Below are 17,231 nucleotides of genomic sequence, written 5' to 3' on the forward strand. Positions count from 1 at the left end.
CACTGGTGAACGCTGCCGGCCCGTGGGTCGCCAAGTTCATCCGTGACGACCTGAAAATGGAATCGCCGTACGGTATCCGTCTGATTCAGGGCAGCCACATCATCGTGCCGAAACTGTACGAAGGCGATCACGCGCACATCCTGCAAAACGAGGATCAGCGCATCGTTTTCACCATTCCGTACCTGAATCACTTCACCCTGATCGGCACCACCGACCGTGAATACACCGGCGACCCGGCGAAAGTGGCAATCACCGACGGCGAAACCGATTACCTGCTCAAAGTGGTCAACGCTCACTTCAAGAAGCAGATCAGCCGCGACGATATCCAGCACAGCTACTCGGGCGTCCGTCCGCTGTGCAACGACGAATCCGACAATCCGTCGGCCGTGACCCGCGACTACACGCTGGCCCTCTCTGGCGGCGGCGAAGAAGCGCCACTGCTGTCGGTGTTCGGCGGCAAGCTGACCACCTACCGCAAACTCGCCGAGTCGGCGATGGCCCAGTTGATGCCGTATTTCACCCAGATGCGCCCGAGCTGGACCGCCACCGCGACACTGCCCGGCGGCGAAGACATGACCACGCCGCAAGCCTTGAGCGCGCAGATTCGCGACAAGTTCGACTTCGTGCCCACCGAGATCGCCCGCCGCTGGGCCACTACCTACGGCAGCCGCACCTGGCGCATGCTCGAAGGCGTAGAGTCGCTGAATGACATGGGCGAACACCTTGGCGGCGGGCTCTACACCCGTGAAGTCGATTACCTGTGCAGCGAAGAATGGGCCACCACCGCTCACGACATCCTCTGGCGTCGCAGCAAACTGGGCCTGTTCACCACCCCGGCCGAGCAGGAGAAACTGGCGGCATACCTGGGCAAGGTCGAGCAGAACCGCAAGATTGAAGCGGCATGATTTGAACCTCGCTTGAAACGAAGCCCCTGAATCTCATGATTCAGGGGCTTTTTTATGGGGCGTACACCTTCCCTGTAGGAGTGAGCCTGCTCGCGATAGCAGTGCATCAGGCTCCCTCCATTTGACTGCTCGACCGCTATCGCGAGCAGGCTCACTCCTACAGGGCATCGATTCTCACTGAACTGTGTTCGGTTTTCCGAACGCGACCTTGCGGTCAATTCGGTTAACCGGATCAGTTTCAGCCAAAAATACCGACACAAAACTTTAATCACCTTATTAATCAAGCAATTAGCCACTAGCGACTGCTCTGGCACGACTCATGCTCTACACTCTCTCGACGAATGCCTGCCGTGCCAACACTTCAGGAGCCGTCAGGCATTCGAAGCACAAAAGGGCCGACGAACTGGCTCCATAAAAAAAACAATTCGAGGAAAATTTGATGCGCATCGTTCCCCATATCCTGGGCGCAGCCATTGCGGCCGCTCTGATCAGCACGCCAGTTTTCGCCGCCGAACTCACCGGCACCCTGAAGAAAATCAACGATTCGGGCACCATCACCCTCGCTCACCGCGACAGCTCCATCCCGTTTTCCTACATCGCGGATGCTTCCGGCAAGCCAGTGGGCTACTCCCACGACATTCAAGTGGCCATCGTTGAAGCCCTGAAAAAAGACCTGAACAAGCCAGACCTGCAGGTCAAATACAACCTGGTGACCTCGCAAACCCGTATCCCGCTGATCCAGAACGGCACCGCGGATATCGAGTGCGGCTCCACCACCAACAACGCCGAACGCGCCCAGCAAGTCGACTTCACCGTCAACATCTTCGAAATCGGCACCCGTCTGCTGGTCAAGAAAGGCAAGGATGGCAAGCCGTCCTTCGCTGATTTTGCCGACCTCAAAGGCAAAAACGTCGTGACCACCGCCGGCACCACGTCCGAGCGCATCATCAAAGCGATGAACGCCGACAAGCAGATGGGCATGAACATCATCTCCGCCAAGGACCACGGCGAATCCTTCAACATGCTCGAAAGCGGCCGCGCCGTTGCCTTCATGATGGACGACGCCCTGCTGGCCGGCGAAGAAGCCAAGGCCAAGAAGCCGGACGACTGGGTCATCACCGGTACTCCGCAATCCTTCGAAGCCTACGCGTGCATGGTTCGCAAGGACGACCCGGCCTTCAAGAAGGCTGTGGATGACGCCATCGTTGGCCTGTACAAATCGGGCGAGATCAACAAGATCTACAGCAAGTGGTTTGAGAGCCCGATTCCACCAAAAGGCCTGAACCTCAACTTCCCGATGAGCGATAAGGTCAAGGAACTGATTGCCAACCCGAGCGACAAGCCGGCGCCTGACGTAAAAATCTGATTCCTGACTAACCTTATCACCTGAGGGAGCCACCCTCCCTCAGGCGTCTGTTACCTGCTGGTTTCACAGTGGAACACTCGACCTGGCGGTTTTCGAGCCGATCGCGTGTGCCCGGCGTTCAACGTCGGACGGGAAAGGATTTTCCCCAAGCGGGTGCTTGTACATCGATCGATCTCGAGGGGAGACCCTAATGAATTACAACTGGGACTGGGGCGTGTTCTTCAAGTCCACTGGCGTTGGCAGCGAGACTTATCTCGACTGGTACATCGCCGGCCTGGGCTGGACCATTGCCATCGCTGTCGTGGCATGGATTATCGCCTTGCTGCTGGGCTCCATTCTGGGGGTCATGCGCACCGTGCCAAACCGCATCGTATCGGGCATCGCGACCTGCTACGTCGAACTGTTTCGCAACGTGCCGCTGCTGGTGCAGCTGTTCATCTGGTACTTCCTGGTACCCGATCTGCTGCCGCAGAACCTGCAGGACTGGTACAAACAGGATCTGAACCCGACCACCTCGGCCTACCTGAGCGTTGTCGTGTGCCTGGGCCTGTTCACCGCCGCCCGGGTCTGCGAGCAAGTGCGCACCGGCATCCAGGCGCTGCCACGCGGCCAGGAATCCGCCGCCCGCGCCATGGGCTTCAAGCTGCCGCAGATCTACTGGAACGTGCTGCTGCCCCAGGCCTACCGCATCATCATTCCGCCGCTGACCTCGGAATTCCTCAACGTCTTCAAGAACTCCTCCGTGGCGTCCCTGATCGGCCTGATGGAACTGCTGGCGCAAACCAAGCAGACCGCCGAGTTCTCGGCCAACCTGTTTGAAGCCTTCACCCTGGCCACGCTGATCTACTTCACCCTGAACATGAGCCTGATGTTGCTGATGCGCATGGTCGAGAAGAAAGTCGCAGTGCCCGGCCTGATCTCCGTGGGGGGTAAATAATGGACTTCGATTTCAGCGGCATCATCCCCGCGATCCCGGGCCTATGGAACGGCATGCTCATGACCTTGCAGTTGATGGTCATGGGGGTGATCGGCGGCATCGTGCTGGGGACCATCCTTGCACTGATGCGCCTGTCGTCGAGCAAACTGCTGTCGCGCGTCGCCGGCGCCTACGTGAACTACTTCCGCTCGATCCCGCTGCTGCTGGTGATCACCTGGTTCTACCTGGCGGTGCCGTTCGTGCTGCGCTGGATCACCGGCGAAGACACCCCGATCGGCGCGTTCACCTCCTGCGTCGTGGCTTTCATGATGTTCGAAGCCGCGTACTTCTGTGAGATCGTCCGGGCTGGCGTGCAGTCGATCCCCAAAGGCCAGATGGCCGCCGCGCAAGCGATGGGCATGACCTATGGCCAGACCATGCGTCTGATCATCTTGCCCCAGGCGTTCCGCAAGATGACCCCGTTGCTGCTGCAACAATCGATCATCCTGTTCCAGGACACCTCGCTGGTCTACACCGTGGGCCTGGTGGACTTCCTCAACTCCGCCCGTTCCAGCGGCGACATCATCGGTCGTTCCAACGAGTTCCTGATCTTCGCCGGTGTCGTCTACTTCATCATCAGCTTTTCCGCCTCGCTGCTGGTCAAGCGTCTGCAAAAAAGGTTCGCCGTATGATCTCTATCAAAAACATCAACAAGTGGTATGGGGACTTCCAGGTGCTGACTGATTGCAGCACCGAGGTCAAGAAAGGCGAAGTGATCGTGGTCTGCGGCCCGTCGGGTTCGGGCAAGTCGACCCTGATCAAGTGCGTCAACGCGCTGGAGCCGTTCCAGAAGGGCGACATCGTCGTCGACGGTACCTCGATTGCCGACTCCAAGACCAACCTGCCGAAACTGCGCTCGCGCGTCGGCATGGTGTTCCAGCATTTCGAGCTGTTCCCGCACCTGACCATCACCGAAAACCTGACCATCGCGCAGATCAAGGTGCTGGGCCGCAGCAAGGAAGAAGCGACCAAAAAAGGTCTGCAACTGCTCGAGCGCGTCGGCTTGTCGGCCCATGCCCACAAGCACCCGGGGCAACTGTCCGGCGGTCAGCAGCAGCGTGTGGCGATTGCCCGTGCGCTGGCGATGGACCCGATCGTCATGCTGTTCGACGAACCGACCTCGGCGCTCGATCCGGAAATGGTCAACGAAGTGCTCGACGTGATGGTGCAACTGGCCCACGAAGGCATGACCATGATGTGCGTGACCCACGAAATGGGCTTCGCCCGCAAAGTGGCTGACCGCGTGATCTTCATGGACGCCGGCAAGATCATCGAAGACTGCCCGAAAGAGGAATTCTTCGGCGACATCAGCGCCCGCTCCGAACGCGCGCAGCATTTCCTCGAGAAAATCCTGCAGCACTAAAAGCAACACCGCCGCTCTCTCTGTAGGAGCTGCCGCAGGCTGCGATCTTTTGCCTTTACAAAGCAACAGCAAAAGATCGCAGCCTGCGGCAACTCCTACAGGAGATTGGTGAGGTTTGTGGTGGTGGTTGACCCAAGGCAACTGTGATGAAATGCGACCCCAATCTCTATCGCGCAGCGCCGCCATCACTTGCCGTGAAGCCCCGTCTGATTCGCCATCTGTTCCTGCCGCCGCTGATCATTGTCCTGATGATCGGCCTGGGTTACGCCGGCTTCTGGACCAGTGAACACTTCGGCATCCGCAGCCTCAGCGAAAACGGCCAGCGTCAGCTCGAACTGCACGCGCGCACGGTCGAAAGCGAACTGAGCAAATACACCTACCTGCCCAGCCTGCTGGAACTGGAAACCAGTGTCCCGCAACTGCTGGCCGACCCGACCCCGGAACACCGGCAAACGGTCAATGCTTACCTTGAGGGCCTGAACCGGCGCAGCCGCAGTCGGGCCATCTACGTCATGGACACCACCGGCCGCGTGATGGCCACCAGCAACTGGCGCGACGTCGACAGTTATCTCGGTGAAGACCTGTCTTTCCGCGCCTATTTCCAGAAAGCCGTGCGCGGCGAACCGGGACGGTTCTACGGCATCGGCAGCACCAGCGGCGAGCCCGGTTACTACCTCGCTCATGGCCTGGAAGAACACGGCAAGATCATCGGCGTCGCCGTGGTCAAGGTGCGTCTCGAAGCCCTGGAAGAACGCTGGCAGCGCGCCCGCCTGGAAGCCTTCGTCAGCGACGAGAACGGCATCATCATTCTCTCCAGCGATCCGGCGCGACGCCTCAAATCGGTGATACCGCTCAGTGATGAAACCAAAGAAAAACTCGCGCGCAGCCTGCAGTACTACTGGTTCCCGCTCAACGAACTGCAACCGCTGGCCCGCGAAACCCTGGCCGAAGGCGTGGAGAAACTGACCTTCCCGGCCAACAGCGAATTGAGCGCCGATGACGACAGCATCAGCTATCTGGCGCAGACCCGGCCGCTGAACGACACACCGTGGAATTTCACCCTGCTCACGCCGTTGCAGGACTTGCGCCGTGAAGCGATCAATCAGGGCATTCTGGTGGCCGTGGCCTTCGCCCTGGTGGCGTTTCTGCTGATCGCCTGGAACGAGCGGCGCAAGGTCATTGCCACCCGCCTCGCCGCCCGCGAAGCCTTGCAGGAAGCCAACAATCAGCTGGAGCGTCGGATTACCGAACGCACCGGCGACCTGCGCGCCAGCAATGAACGGCTCAAGAGCCAGATCCGCGAGCGGCGCCAGGCCGAAGAAACCCTGCGCCGGGCCCAGGACGAACTGGTGCAGGCCGGCAAACTCGCAGCCATTGGCCAGATGTCCACCAGCATCGCCCACGAACTGAACCAGCCGCTGGCAGCGATGCGCACCCTGTCGGGCAATACCATCCGCTTTCTGGAACGTGGCCAGCTCGACGTCGCCAGCACCAACCTCAAGACCATCAACGACCTGATCGACCGCATGGGCCGGATCACCGCCAGCCTGCGCTCGTTCGCCCGTCGCGGCGACGACAAGGGTCAGGCCAGTCTCGGCAAAGCGGTGGATGCTGCGCTGCAATTGCTCGGGGCGCGGGTGGACAGCATGGCGCTGCACCTGCACCGGCAGTTCAGCGACGTGCAGGTGCAGATCGACCAGACCCGCCTCGAACAGATTCTGGTCAACCTGATCGGTAACGCCCTCGACGCCATGCAGGCGCAGCCCTTGCCGCAGCTGTGGCTGGAGGGCGAAGCGTTCAACGGCAAATATCGCCTGCGGGTGCGCGACAACGGCCACGGGGTCGATGCCGAGGCGCGCAAGCATCTGTTCGAGCCGTTTTTCACCACCAAACCCGGCGAGCAGGGTCTGGGCCTCGGCCTGACCCTCTCCGCCAGCCTCGCCGCCGCCACCGGCGGGCACCTGGGTGTCGAACACCCGGCCAGCGGTGGCACCACCTTCGTCCTCAGTTTACCGTTGGTAAGCCCTGATTCTGCCGAGCCAATATGAACCACGACCTTAGTGTGCTGATCGTCGAAGACGACCCCCATGTGCTGCTCGGCTGCCAGCAGGCGCTGACCCTGGAAGACATTCCCTGCATCGGCGTCGGCAGTGCCGAAGAAGCGCTGGAGCGGGTCAGCGACAACTTTGCCGGCATCGTCATCAGTGACATTCGCCTGCCCGGCATCGATGGCCTCGAACTGCTGACCCGCCTCAAGCAACGCGACCGTAGTCTGCCGGTGGTGTTGATCACCGGTCATGGCGATATCTCCATGGCGGTCGGCGCGATGCAGAAAGGCGCCTACGACTTCATGGAAAAGCCATTCTCCCCGGAGCGGCTGGTGGACGTCGCCCGCCGTGCACTGGAGCAACGCAGCCTGGCCCGGGAAGTCTCGTCGCTACGGCGGCAACTGGCCGAACGCGACTCCCTCGAAGGCCGGATCATCGGGCGTTCGCCCGCCATGCAGAACCTGCGCGAGCTGATCGCCAACGTCGCCGACACCTCGGCCAACGTATTGATCGAAGGCGAGACCGGCACCGGCAAGGAACTGGTCGCCCGTTGCCTGCACGACTTCAGTCGCCGCCACAGCAAGCAGTTCGTCGCGCTGAACTGCGGCGGCCTGCCGGAAAATCTGTTCGAAAGCGAAATTTTCGGTCACGAGGCCAACGCCTTCACCGGTGCCGGCAAACGGCGCATCGGCAAGATCGAACACGCCGACGGCGGCACGCTGTTCCTCGATGAAGTGGAAAGCATGCCCCTGCCCTTGCAGATCAAACTGCTGCGCGTGTTGCAGGAACGCACCCTCGAACGCCTCGGTTCGAACCAGAGCGTGGCGGTGGATTGCCGGGTGATTGCGGCGACCAAATCCGACCTCGACGAAGCGAGCAAGGCCGGCGATTTCCGCAGCGACTTGTACTACCGCCTCAACGTGGTGACGCTGGAGCTGCCGCCACTGCGCGAGCGCCGTGAAGACATCCTGCAACTGTTCGAGCACTTCACCCAGCAGTCGGCGCTGCGTTTCGACCGCGCCCTGCCCGAGCTGGACAACCAGACCCTGTCGAACCTGATGAGCCACGACTGGCCGGGCAACGTGCGCGAACTGCGCAACGTCGCCGAGCGCTTTGCCCTCGGCCTGCCGGCGTTCAAGAAATCCGGCGCCGGCAGCGGCAGCCAGGGTCTGGCGTTCGCCGAAGCAGTGGAAGCCTTCGAGCGCAACCTGCTCAACGATGCCTTGCAACGCAGCGGCGGCAACCTGACCCAGGCCAGCCTGGAACTGGGCATGGCCAAGACCACACTGTTCGACAAAGTGAAAAAGTACGGGTTGAGCCACTGATGGATCTGATTCTCAAAGCAGCACTTGGCGCGGCAGTGGTGGTGATTCTCGCGGCACTGTCGAAGACCCGAAACTATTACATCGCCGGGCTGGTGCCGCTGTTTCCGACCTTTGCCCTGATCGCCCATTACATCGTCGGCAAGGGCCGTTCGGTCGATGATCTGAAGGCGACCATCGTGTTCGGCATGTGGTCGATCATTCCGTACTTCATCTATCTGGCGACGCTGTACGTGATGGTTGACCGGATGCGCCTGGAGGCGTCACTGGCGGTGGCGGTTGTCGCGTGGTTGATCGCCGCCACCGTGCTGGTTTCGGTGTGGGTGCGCCTGCACAGTTGACCCTGTAGGAGCTGCCGCAGGCTGCGATCTTTTGATCCTGCTCTTTTAAAGGCAAAAGATCGCAGCCTGCGGCAGCTCCTACAGGGTTGGGATTCAGTTGTTGACGGTGCCCCGGGTTGGCATTCAGTTGTTGACGGTGCCGCCCCGGGTTTCGCTCATGATCTGCCGGATCGCCCCGACAAAGGTGTCCACCGGTTGCCCGCCCGTCACCGCGTACTGACCGTTGAACACCACGGTCGGCACTGAACTCACGCCGCGCTGCAGCCACAGTTGCTCTTCTTCGCGCACTTCATCGGCAAATTCGTCGCTGGCCAGAATCGCCTCGGCACGCTGTCGATCAAGGCCCACGTTTTCGGCAATCTGCGCCAGTTGCGCGTGATCGGACGGATTGCCGCCATCCGTGAAATAGGCCTTGAACAGCGCTTCTTTCAACGGCAACTGCGCACCTTCCAGCCCGGCCCAATGCAGCAGGCGGTGCGCATCAAAGGTGTTGTAGATGCGGCTGTTGCCATCGGTGCGAAAGGCAAACCCGACGTCGGCGCCACGGGCACGAATCGCTTCGCGGTTTTTCTGTGACTGCTCCGGGGTCGAGCCATATTTTTCGCTGATGTGTTCGGTGATGTTCTGCCCGTCCCGGCCCATTTTCGGGTTCAGTTCGAACGGTTGGAAATGAATCTCGGCCTGCACTTCATTGCGCAGAATCTCCAGCGCCTGCAGCAAGCCATACAGACCGACGACGCACCACGGGCAGGAGACGTCGCTGACAAAATCGATTTTCAAAGCGGAACTCATCACACACCTCGCGGGCATAACGCACATCGCAAAGTCTGAAAGATACACCTGTAGGAGCTGCCGAAGGCTGCGATCTTTTGATTTTTAAAAGCCAAAGATCGCAGCCTTCGGCAGCTCCTACAGAGGATGCATGCCAGTGCAGGAGTGAGCCTGGGGCCGACCCGGTTACAACAGATTTCCCGCCGCCACTGGCTCGATCTGCGCCCAGTGCGAGGTGTCTTCACGATGCTGTTGCAGATACGGCAACACCGCCGCCAGCAACGGCGCCTTGAACGCCTCTTGAAAACGGTGGGCCAGCCCCGGAATCAGTTTCAGCTGACTGCCACGGATGTGCGCCGCCAGGTGCACGCCATGCATCACCGGCAGCAACGGATCGGCCGTGCCGTGCACCACCAGCGTCGGCACCCGCAGCTGATTGAGTAACGCCACCCGGCTCGGCTCGGCGAGGATCGCCATGATCTGGCGCTTCACGCCTTCAGGGTTGAACGCCCGGTCGTAGGCCAAGGCAGCCTGATGCAGCAACGCTTGTCGATCATCAGTGACCGAAGGGCTGCCCAGCGCCGCCAGCAGATCGGCCTGCTGTTCCAGCGCCACCTCGCGATTCGGCGCGCCGCGTCGGGCCAGCAGTTGCACCAGTGCAGCACTGGGCGCCGGCAAACCTTCGGCGCCGGAACTGGTCATGATCAGCGTCAGGCTCTCCACCCGTTGCGGTGCCATCGCCGCCAGATGCTGGGCGATCATCCCGCCCATGCTGGCGCCCAGCACGTGAAACTGGTCGATATGCAGCGCGTCCATCAAACCCAGCGCATCGTCGGCCATGTCGGTCAGCGAATAGGGCGCCGACACCGGCAATCCGAGCTTGTAACGCAGCACCTCAAACGTCAGGTTGGCCTCGACCGGCGCCTGACGCCAGGTCGACAGGCCGACATCGCGGTTGTCATAGCGGATCACCCGAAAGCCCTGCTGACACAGCGCCACCACCACTTCGTCGGGCCAGTGGATCAACTGGCCGCCCAGGCCCATGACCAGCAACAGCGCCGGATCCGACGCCCGGCCAATGCTTTGGTAGGCAATGCTCACTTGTTGCAGGTCGACATGCTCGGTCGGCACATTCACATCGCAACGCGCGGCCGCGAACGATGGTGCACCGAATAAAAACGCGACCAGAACGGCCGCGAGCGAAAAAAAGCTTTTGATCATGAAAAAACACCGAAACGCAGAACCCCAGTAGAGCGCGAGTCTGATGAAGTTTGTTCAAGCGCGCTGCCACAGTTGCGTGACAGTTTGATGAAGATTGCCCAGCGGTCGTAGCCGCACGCGGTAACTATGTACCGCCACGACTCCCGGCGAGGCGCGCTCAATGAGCGTCATCCTCAACAGGAGTCATCGGTAATGCCTCAGAATCTGCAAATCAACTCGCCCCCCGAAACCCGCCTCGACCTTGCGGCGCCTGCCCTGTTCGCCCCTCGGAATGAAGGCCTGCTGCTCAGCGCCAGGGCGCGCTGGCGCGAATGCTGCGAGCACATGCGGGATCTGTTCGCCACCAGCCCAGGCGTGCGGGACGCAATCCACGACTTGATCCGCCAGCAGCTGCAACTGGACAGCGATCAGGTCATCTTTCACTTTTTTCCAGCCTCGGAACACTCGGTGCGGCAGTTCAGCCTCACTCAGGTTTTTGCCTACCTGGCCCGTCATCCCGACCAAAGCATCTTGCAGGCTCGTCTGAGCCACATCACGGGGCCGGGAGGCAGCTTGCCCACCCGGCAACTGTTGCAGCAGCTGCAGACGCTGGATCTGGTACAACACCTGACCCTGCGCTGGAATGCCTGGTGGGATGACCGCGCTCCGGGCACCGCCGTCTCTCGCAGACAGCGAGTCGAACAACTCTATCGCAGCCACCTTGAAGCCAGCGCGCAGCATACCTTCGCCAACGGGCCGTTGCCGGCAGAGCAACTCAAATGCCTGCAGGCTGTGCTGCCGGACTGGCCGACGCTTGTCGGCCAGCAAGTGTGCATCGAACAACTTGCGCTACAGAAAGGCTCAAGGGCCGATGCGCCGGCGGGCGCCTGGGTTTTGACCCTGGGCACTGATCAAACCGGCGCGCAATTGCTGTACCTGCCCACTCAAAACCCGGCAGTGAGCACCTTCAGGCAGCGCAGCGATCTGCAAGACTGGTTGCTGACAAACCACAAGCACCTGGTCATTGACGACAGACTTTTGCGAGGCCCGCTCGACCATGCACTGCACACCCATGCGCTGAGGAGCGGAGCGCGCCAGGTGCTTGAGTTTCAACTGGACACACAACTGCGCGCCGCAAGTCCCGTCGAGGGCGATCAGGCGCCCCTTAATGCAGAGGCGCACATCGACCTGATCGGGCAATATCTGGAGGCTGCCGACGAGCAGGATCTCAAGCGTCGCGCCGACACCGTGTTCGCCATGCCATCCCCCCCCTCATCAGCACACTGACCAGCGAGCCGTCAGACATACCGTTCGCCCATCTGAGCGCCGAAATCAGTCTGCAACGACAACGCAATGCCATAGAGCAGCAGAGTCAGATATTGCAGAGGTTTTTGGGCGAGACATTTTCGCTCGCGCCGAGGTCTGCGCAACTGGAGGATCTGGAACAACGCCTGTACCGGCTGCATCAACAGCAGCGCGTGACTTTTGAAGCAGCACGGGCACTGATCCACCGCTCGGGCGTTTACGACAAACCGACCATCGACACCCAGTTCACGGCCTTGTATCGGTCCAGGCTTGAGGCACTGCGTATCGAGGCCGGTATTCAACATCTGCTTGGGCAAATCAGCGCAGCAGAGCTGGCAGTGCTCGAGGCGGTGCTCAGTCATCCGAAACGCACGGATCGCACGGGCACCGCCGCCGTTGCATCGCTACAGCTTGGCAGCGAGCCACGCGGCGGAGCAGAGCCCAGCCGGTATGTAGTGCTGGAGGGCGTGCTGGTGTTCGCCGAGCGCGCCGTTTTCTCCAGCCCTGACAACCCCGGCAGCCTGTTGCTCTACTGGCCCGGGCATGGTGGCGGCCTGCAACGCTTTGCCTCACGCCAGGCGATGCAACGTGAGCTGTTCTACATTCTGCCGGGCGACACTGAACACATCCTGCACCTTGGCGAAATCAATGACGATGCACTGGAATCCGGCCTGCGCGCCCAACACATGGCATTTGAATGGCAGGCCGCCGATCTGCGCTCGCAATTTGCCGACCCGCAACAGGCAGAGCAGCTCAAAGCAGAACTGCAAACCCTCGGCGAGCAAACCATTTCGCGCCTGCAAGTACCGATCAACAATGCCCGCGAACGAGCCCTCGACCTGTTGATCGAACAGCAGCGCAGCGGCTTGCTGGCCAGCCAGTTACCGGCGTGGCTGGCGCGGGTGAGCACGGCTGAGCGCGAGCGACTCAAAGCGCTGATCGAACGCCAGATTCTGGCGCTGCAAAATGCCGAAAGCCTGCACGATCTGAACTTGCCCAGCGCCACCGACTTCGCCAGCAAACACGTGACCGCCCGTCTGCGCCAGGACTTTGCGCTCGAGGGCGCGTTCACGGTCAGCTTCGACTTGCCAGACTCGGTGAGCACCGAGCAGCAATTTATTGCCGGTGCCACACCGGGCACACCGACCAAAACGGTCTGGATTCCCGGCAAGGCCCGCAGCATCCTGGCGATGCACGAATTGGCGCTGCTCAACATCGACGAGTCGGTGAGCGAGCGGCTGGCCTTCGGGAAGCCCCTCATCACGGCCGACATTGCGGCCGACCACACCCGCCTGCGCGAAGGCATCACCGGGCCATATCTGCAACAGATGGTCAAGGATCTGAATCTGGCTCAGCGTTACGAAGACCTGATCCGCTCGGTCTACCGGGGGCTGGTGACTGAACCGCGCTTCGAGCGCGATTACCGTCGCGAGTGTCTGCTCGAGCCACACCGCCTGTTGTTGCAGATCCAGGGCCATATGGCGCACGCCGAACGCATCCTCAACGCCGATCAACTGCAAACGCTGTTGACTGCCATCGACGCCAGCTCGCCGCAGGCCTGGCAACCGCCCGGCAAGCGGATCGTGCTGCACCCGGCGTATCTGACCGTGGGGGGAGTCGACACCGAGGACTTGCCCACCACCCTTTCAGGCGTGACCTTCATCGAAGAACAGGTACGCGGCAGCACCCTGCTCTATCTGCCCGACAGCCCCGACGGACGGTGTCTGCGTTCATTCGCCACGCTGGAGCAGGCACGCAGAGGGCTGTTCAATCTGTGCCTGCACATCAAGATGGTCGATTACCTCGCCGGCAGGGCGCTGATCGGTACGCCGCAGCGGCATCGCGCCCGTATCGACCGGGCTGTCCTCCTGCATTTCGATGGCCTGATCGGCATCGGTCAGTCGTGGCCGGCACACACCTCGCTGGCCAGCCACTTGCTCGACGCCGAAATGGGTCGCCTGATTGAAGCCCATCGCCGCACTTCGCGCTCCAATGACGATCTGTACCGGGCGCAATACGCCCTCAAGGGTGTGCGCCTGTACGGCTATCTGAAAATGGCGCTCGGCTTCGTGCCCTTCGTCGGCACAGCGATCGGTCTGTACGACGTCTGGACCAGCGCCAACCAGGCGGTGAGGGAGTTTTCCGCAGGCGAGCACAAACGGGGCATGGCCGAGATCAACGCCGTGCTGTTGTCGCTGATCGACGCGGCCATGGACCTGTTGCCCAGCGCCGTGTTGGCATCAGGCGCGGCCCGGGGCAATACCGTGCAACGGCAGTTGCGCCAGACGTTCGCCAACCCCGCCCACCTGCAAATACCTTCTGCTCGTCAGGCGCGGCACATTGCAGCGCGGTTCGACGGTTACGTCTATGAGGGCGACATTTCCCTGAGCGGCCTGCAACCTGCAACCAGCGGTTTGTATCGCAATGTCTACCGGCACGCCGACGGTGACTTCATCGTTCGCGAGGGCAAGACCTATCAGGTCGTGCTTGACGGTCGCACCCTGCGCCTCAAAGGCACGCGCCTGAAAAGTTACAGGCAGCCCGTCGCGCTCGATGCAGATGGACGCTGGGACACCCATTACGCGGTACACGGTACGATATTCGACGGCGGACTGGCCGGGGGTGGCCAGGTACTCGGGCACCTGGCAGAAGGCCTGGATCCGCTGTGGCCGGCAGCGATCCGTCGCTGGTTGCCGCGCTGGTTTGCCGACAGAGCGTACCGCCGCCGGGAGCTGCGGGTCAGTCAAGTTGATGCCGACCGCCAGGCTGCAAGCCAGCTTAGCCACAAGATCGAGCAGCTCCGGGAACGCTATGAGCGTGCCAACGATGCAGGCAAGCTTTCCCTGGGGCCAGAGCTGGATGCGCAGGAGAAGAAATTGGTAATTGACGCAAAGCGCCTGCATCAGGACTTCAATGACCTGGCTGTGTTCTCTCTTGGGCCGAGAAAGACAGTCGTTGAAAACAACATCAAGGTCTACGCCCTCAACGTGACCCGGGTCTCCCTTCAGCGCTGGTACAAAGCCAGACTCCGCAGCGTGAGCTGGATGGACCGTAGCGCTGAATTGACCGATCGATTGGACACTGAACTCGATCTGTCGAGCGCCCAGCGCTTGCTCAAGGAGCGTGATGACGCCCAACTGAGGGTATTGAAAGAATTCGACATCATGGACGAGGCGGTCGTCGACATAAAAGAGTGGCGCAAGAAAATTACCAGAACTCAGAAAACAGAACTCCGTGACGCCCTGGATTTGGTGGATAACCACCCTACCAAAGGCAACATGATGATTTTCCGGGCTTCGCAACTGCTGTCGATGCTTGAGCGCCACTCAATGATTGGTGATGCATCCTGGTTTCATCTGCATCCTCAGCTGGAATCTGCAACCCAGCATATGCACCGCGTATTGATGGCTCAGCAGTCCGTGCGCCTGATCAAAAGCGGTCGGGCCAGAATCAAGCAGATGCTGACCTCCTGCATCGCGGAGTACGAACGATTTCAGGTGCAAATGAAGGCGTGGCAAGCCGGCTACGAGCCCTATTTCAACCAGGAAATTTTCACCCAACTGCTCAAAAATCTGGAAGAGATCAGCGATCGTGCCCGCAAGATCATCAACAAAAACAAGCCTCCCAAGCCTGTCGAAGCCAACGATAAAGGTCTATTCCAGAGCGAAGACAATCAATGGCTGGTTGGCGACCGGCTGGCCGGCAAAGACAGATTCACCACCCGCGGCATGACCGGCCACATCGAAACCTGGGAGCCTGCCAGCCAGGGCAAGTATCGCCTTTCGACTCCTGCACCTGTTATGGGAACCCATGCGCCATTGGACATTGGCAACCTGGTTTTCGAAGCCCGAAAGCGCCTGCAAACCGTGGACGCTTATGAGCAGAAAGTTCAAGGCTATGCGCGCCAGGATATGTTGCCGGTCAATCTTGAACACATGTTGGTCAGCGAAGCGCGGGAGCTTGAATTGCGCGCGACGAAAATCGCTTCACAGCGTCCCGCCCACGAACTTGTCCCTGAACTGCAAGCCAAGGCCCGACAACTCAAGCTCAGGGGCCGTGACCTGCGCACCGCGCAAACCCTGCGCAGCAAAAAACCCACCAACGGCATGCTCGATGATCTGGTGGAGCACGATGTCGTGGAAATCCGCAAGCAAGAGGCCATGAAAAATCTTGGCAAACGCAAGGACGGGCGAACGGATTACCTTCAGGAATACGAAGTCTGGGTCAAGGGGGACACTCCTCGACTGCTGTGGTACGCGCACTTCCACTATGGATCGCCGAACGCCAGATTGCTCGACTTCGAAAAGGCTCACCTGAAGTTGCCTGAAAACCGCAGCAAGACTCGCGCCGATGACCCGACATTGCCGCTCGGTGATATCGACAAGCGCTCGAGCGCGCTGAAGCACTTCCCGCAGGACTGACCGCACACGCCCGCGCTGTCGATGGAAACCCGTCGACAGCGCGTGTCGCAATGGTCGACAGACCACCCAACATGAGACAAACTCACCACCCTTCTCACCATCATGAATTTTACTGAAGGAGCCAGCGGTGCTTGAGATTCGCCACTTGAAAACCCTTCATGCCCTGCGTGAAGCCGACAGCCTGGTCGACGCCGCTGACCGCCTGCACCTGACCCAGTCGGCGCTCTCTCATCAGTTCAAGGAACTGGAAGAGCGCATGGGCATGCCCTTGTTCGTGCGCAAGACCAAACCCGTGCGTTTCACCAGCGCCGGCCTGCGCCTGCTGCAACTGGCCGATGCGACCCTGCCGCTGCTGCGCGCCGCCGAGCGCGACATCAGTCGTCTGGCCGGGGGCACTGCCGGGCGCCTGCACATGGCGATCGAATGTCACAGCTGCTTTCAGTGGCTGATGCCGACCATCGACCAGTTCCGTGATGCCTGGCCTGAAGTCGAACTCGACCTTGCCTCGGGCTTCTCCTTCGCCCCGCTGCCGGCACTGGCCCGGGGTGATCTGGACCTGGTGGTGACCTCCGACCCGCTGGAAATTGCCGGCATCACCTATGTACCGCTGTTTACCTATGAGGCCATGCTCGCCGTCGCCAACCAGCATGCACTGGCAAGCAAGCCGTACATCGTCCCCGAAGATCTGCTGACTGAAACGCTGATCACCTATCCGGTGGAACGCGATCGGCTGGATATCTTCACCCGTTTTCTGGAACCGGCCGACATCGAACCGGCGCAGGTGCGCACTTCGGAACTGACGGTGATGATGATGCAACTGGTTGCCAGCGGCCGTGGCGTCTGCGGCATGCCGCACTGGGCGCTGCACGAGTACAGTTCGCGCGGTTATGTCAAAGCCAAGCGGCTGGGTGAAAAGGGCCTGTTTGCCACGCTGTACGCAGCCATTCGTGCGGACATGCTCGATGCCCCGTACATGCGCGACTTTTTGCTGACGGCCAAGGACACCTCGTTCTCGACACTCGATGGCGTCAGTGCGGTGCGCTGAATCACAGCCATTGCAAATCCCTGTAGGAGCGGGCTTGCTCGCGAAGGCGGTGTGGCAGCCAACCGGTTTTCTGACCTGCCGCCTTCGCGAGCAAGCCCGCTCCCACAAGGGTTCAGCGTGCAATCACAGTTCACGCCACATGTGGATCTTGTCGAAGTAGTCGTCGCC

13 protein-coding genes are annotated in these 17,231 nt (G+C 60.7%); 11 read left to right on the top strand and 2 right to left on the bottom strand.

Annotated features, from left to right (window positions below; translation table 11 throughout):
* The 8 genes from glpD to DBR18_RS24885 all read left to right on the top strand — a co-directional run.
* On the top strand, positions 1–905 hold a 905-nt coding region (gene glpD / locus DBR18_RS29905; protein ID WP_371921154.1), incomplete at its 5' end, for a glycerol-3-phosphate dehydrogenase.
* A 439-nt stretch (positions 906–1,344) separates the two neighbouring features.
* Complete coding sequence (locus DBR18_RS24855) at positions 1,345–2,271, top strand: glutamate/aspartate ABC transporter substrate-binding protein (RefSeq protein ID WP_108592301.1); 927 nt, start codon at positions 1,345–1,347, stop codon at positions 2,269–2,271.
* A 190-nt stretch (positions 2,272–2,461) separates the two neighbouring features.
* A complete protein-coding gene (locus tag DBR18_RS24860) occupies positions 2,462–3,208 on the top strand; it encodes an amino acid ABC transporter permease (RefSeq protein WP_057012160.1) in 747 nt (248 codons plus the stop codon).
* Positions 3,208–3,879, top strand: a complete 672-nt coding sequence (locus tag DBR18_RS24865; RefSeq protein WP_108592302.1) for an amino acid ABC transporter permease — start codon at positions 3,208–3,210, stop codon at positions 3,877–3,879. Before DBR18_RS24860 ends, DBR18_RS24865 begins: the two co-directional genes overlap by 1 nt.
* Entirely contained in the window at positions 3,876–4,610 is a 735-nt protein-coding gene (locus tag DBR18_RS24870; RefSeq protein ID WP_007963947.1) for an amino acid ABC transporter ATP-binding protein, read from the top strand. Before DBR18_RS24865 ends, DBR18_RS24870 begins: the two co-directional genes overlap by 4 nt.
* A 146-nt stretch (positions 4,611–4,756) precedes the next feature.
* Positions 4,757–6,658 (top strand): sensor histidine kinase, encoded by a 1,902-nt coding sequence (locus tag DBR18_RS24875; protein WP_108592303.1) that lies wholly within the window; start codon positions 4,757–4,759, stop codon positions 6,656–6,658.
* Complete coding sequence (locus DBR18_RS24880) at positions 6,655–7,983, top strand: sigma-54 dependent transcriptional regulator (protein ID WP_108592304.1); 1,329 nt, start codon at positions 6,655–6,657, stop codon at positions 7,981–7,983. The genes DBR18_RS24875 and DBR18_RS24880 overlap by 4 nt, the downstream gene beginning before the upstream one ends.
* A gap of 8 nt (positions 7,984–7,991) precedes the next feature.
* A complete protein-coding gene (locus DBR18_RS24885; protein WP_177482435.1) occupies positions 7,992–8,321 on the top strand; it encodes a GlpM family protein in 330 nt (109 codons plus the stop codon).
* A gap of 123 nt (positions 8,322–8,444) precedes the next feature.
* Here DBR18_RS24885 and DBR18_RS24890 read toward each other — a convergent pair whose 3' ends face one another.
* Together DBR18_RS24890 and DBR18_RS24900 are read right to left on the bottom strand one after the other, a co-directional pair.
* A complete protein-coding gene (locus tag DBR18_RS24890; protein WP_108592306.1) occupies positions 8,445–9,113 on the bottom strand; it encodes a DsbA family oxidoreductase in 669 nt (222 codons plus the stop codon).
* 165 nt (positions 9,114–9,278) lie between these two features.
* A complete protein-coding gene (locus DBR18_RS24900; protein WP_108592307.1) occupies positions 9,279–10,313 on the bottom strand; it encodes an alpha/beta fold hydrolase in 1,035 nt (344 codons plus the stop codon).
* Positions 10,314–10,505: 192 nt separating this feature from the next.
* On the opposite strand from DBR18_RS24900, the gene DBR18_RS24905 reads away from it, so the two are divergent.
* From DBR18_RS24905 to metR, 3 genes are all read left to right on the top strand, one after another.
* Positions 10,506–11,579 carry a dermonecrotic toxin domain-containing protein gene (locus DBR18_RS24905; RefSeq protein ID WP_108592308.1) on the top strand — a complete coding sequence of 358 codons (1,074 nt, stop codon included), beginning with the start codon at positions 10,506–10,508 and terminating at the stop codon, positions 11,577–11,579.
* A gap of 104 nt (positions 11,580–11,683) precedes the next feature.
* A complete protein-coding gene (locus DBR18_RS24910) occupies positions 11,684–16,018 on the top strand; it encodes a dermonecrotic toxin domain-containing protein (RefSeq protein WP_108592309.1) in 4,335 nt (1,444 codons plus the stop codon).
* Between the two features lie 127 nt (positions 16,019–16,145).
* Complete coding sequence (gene metR, locus DBR18_RS24915; protein ID WP_108592310.1) at positions 16,146–17,063, top strand: transcriptional regulator MetR; 918 nt, start codon at positions 16,146–16,148, stop codon at positions 17,061–17,063.
* Positions 17,064–17,231: the final 168 nt, after the last annotated feature.

The sequence above is a fragment of the Pseudomonas sp. HMWF021 genome (assembly GCF_003061005.1).
In the GTDB taxonomy this organism is placed as follows: domain Bacteria; phylum Pseudomonadota; class Gammaproteobacteria; order Pseudomonadales; family Pseudomonadaceae; genus Aquipseudomonas.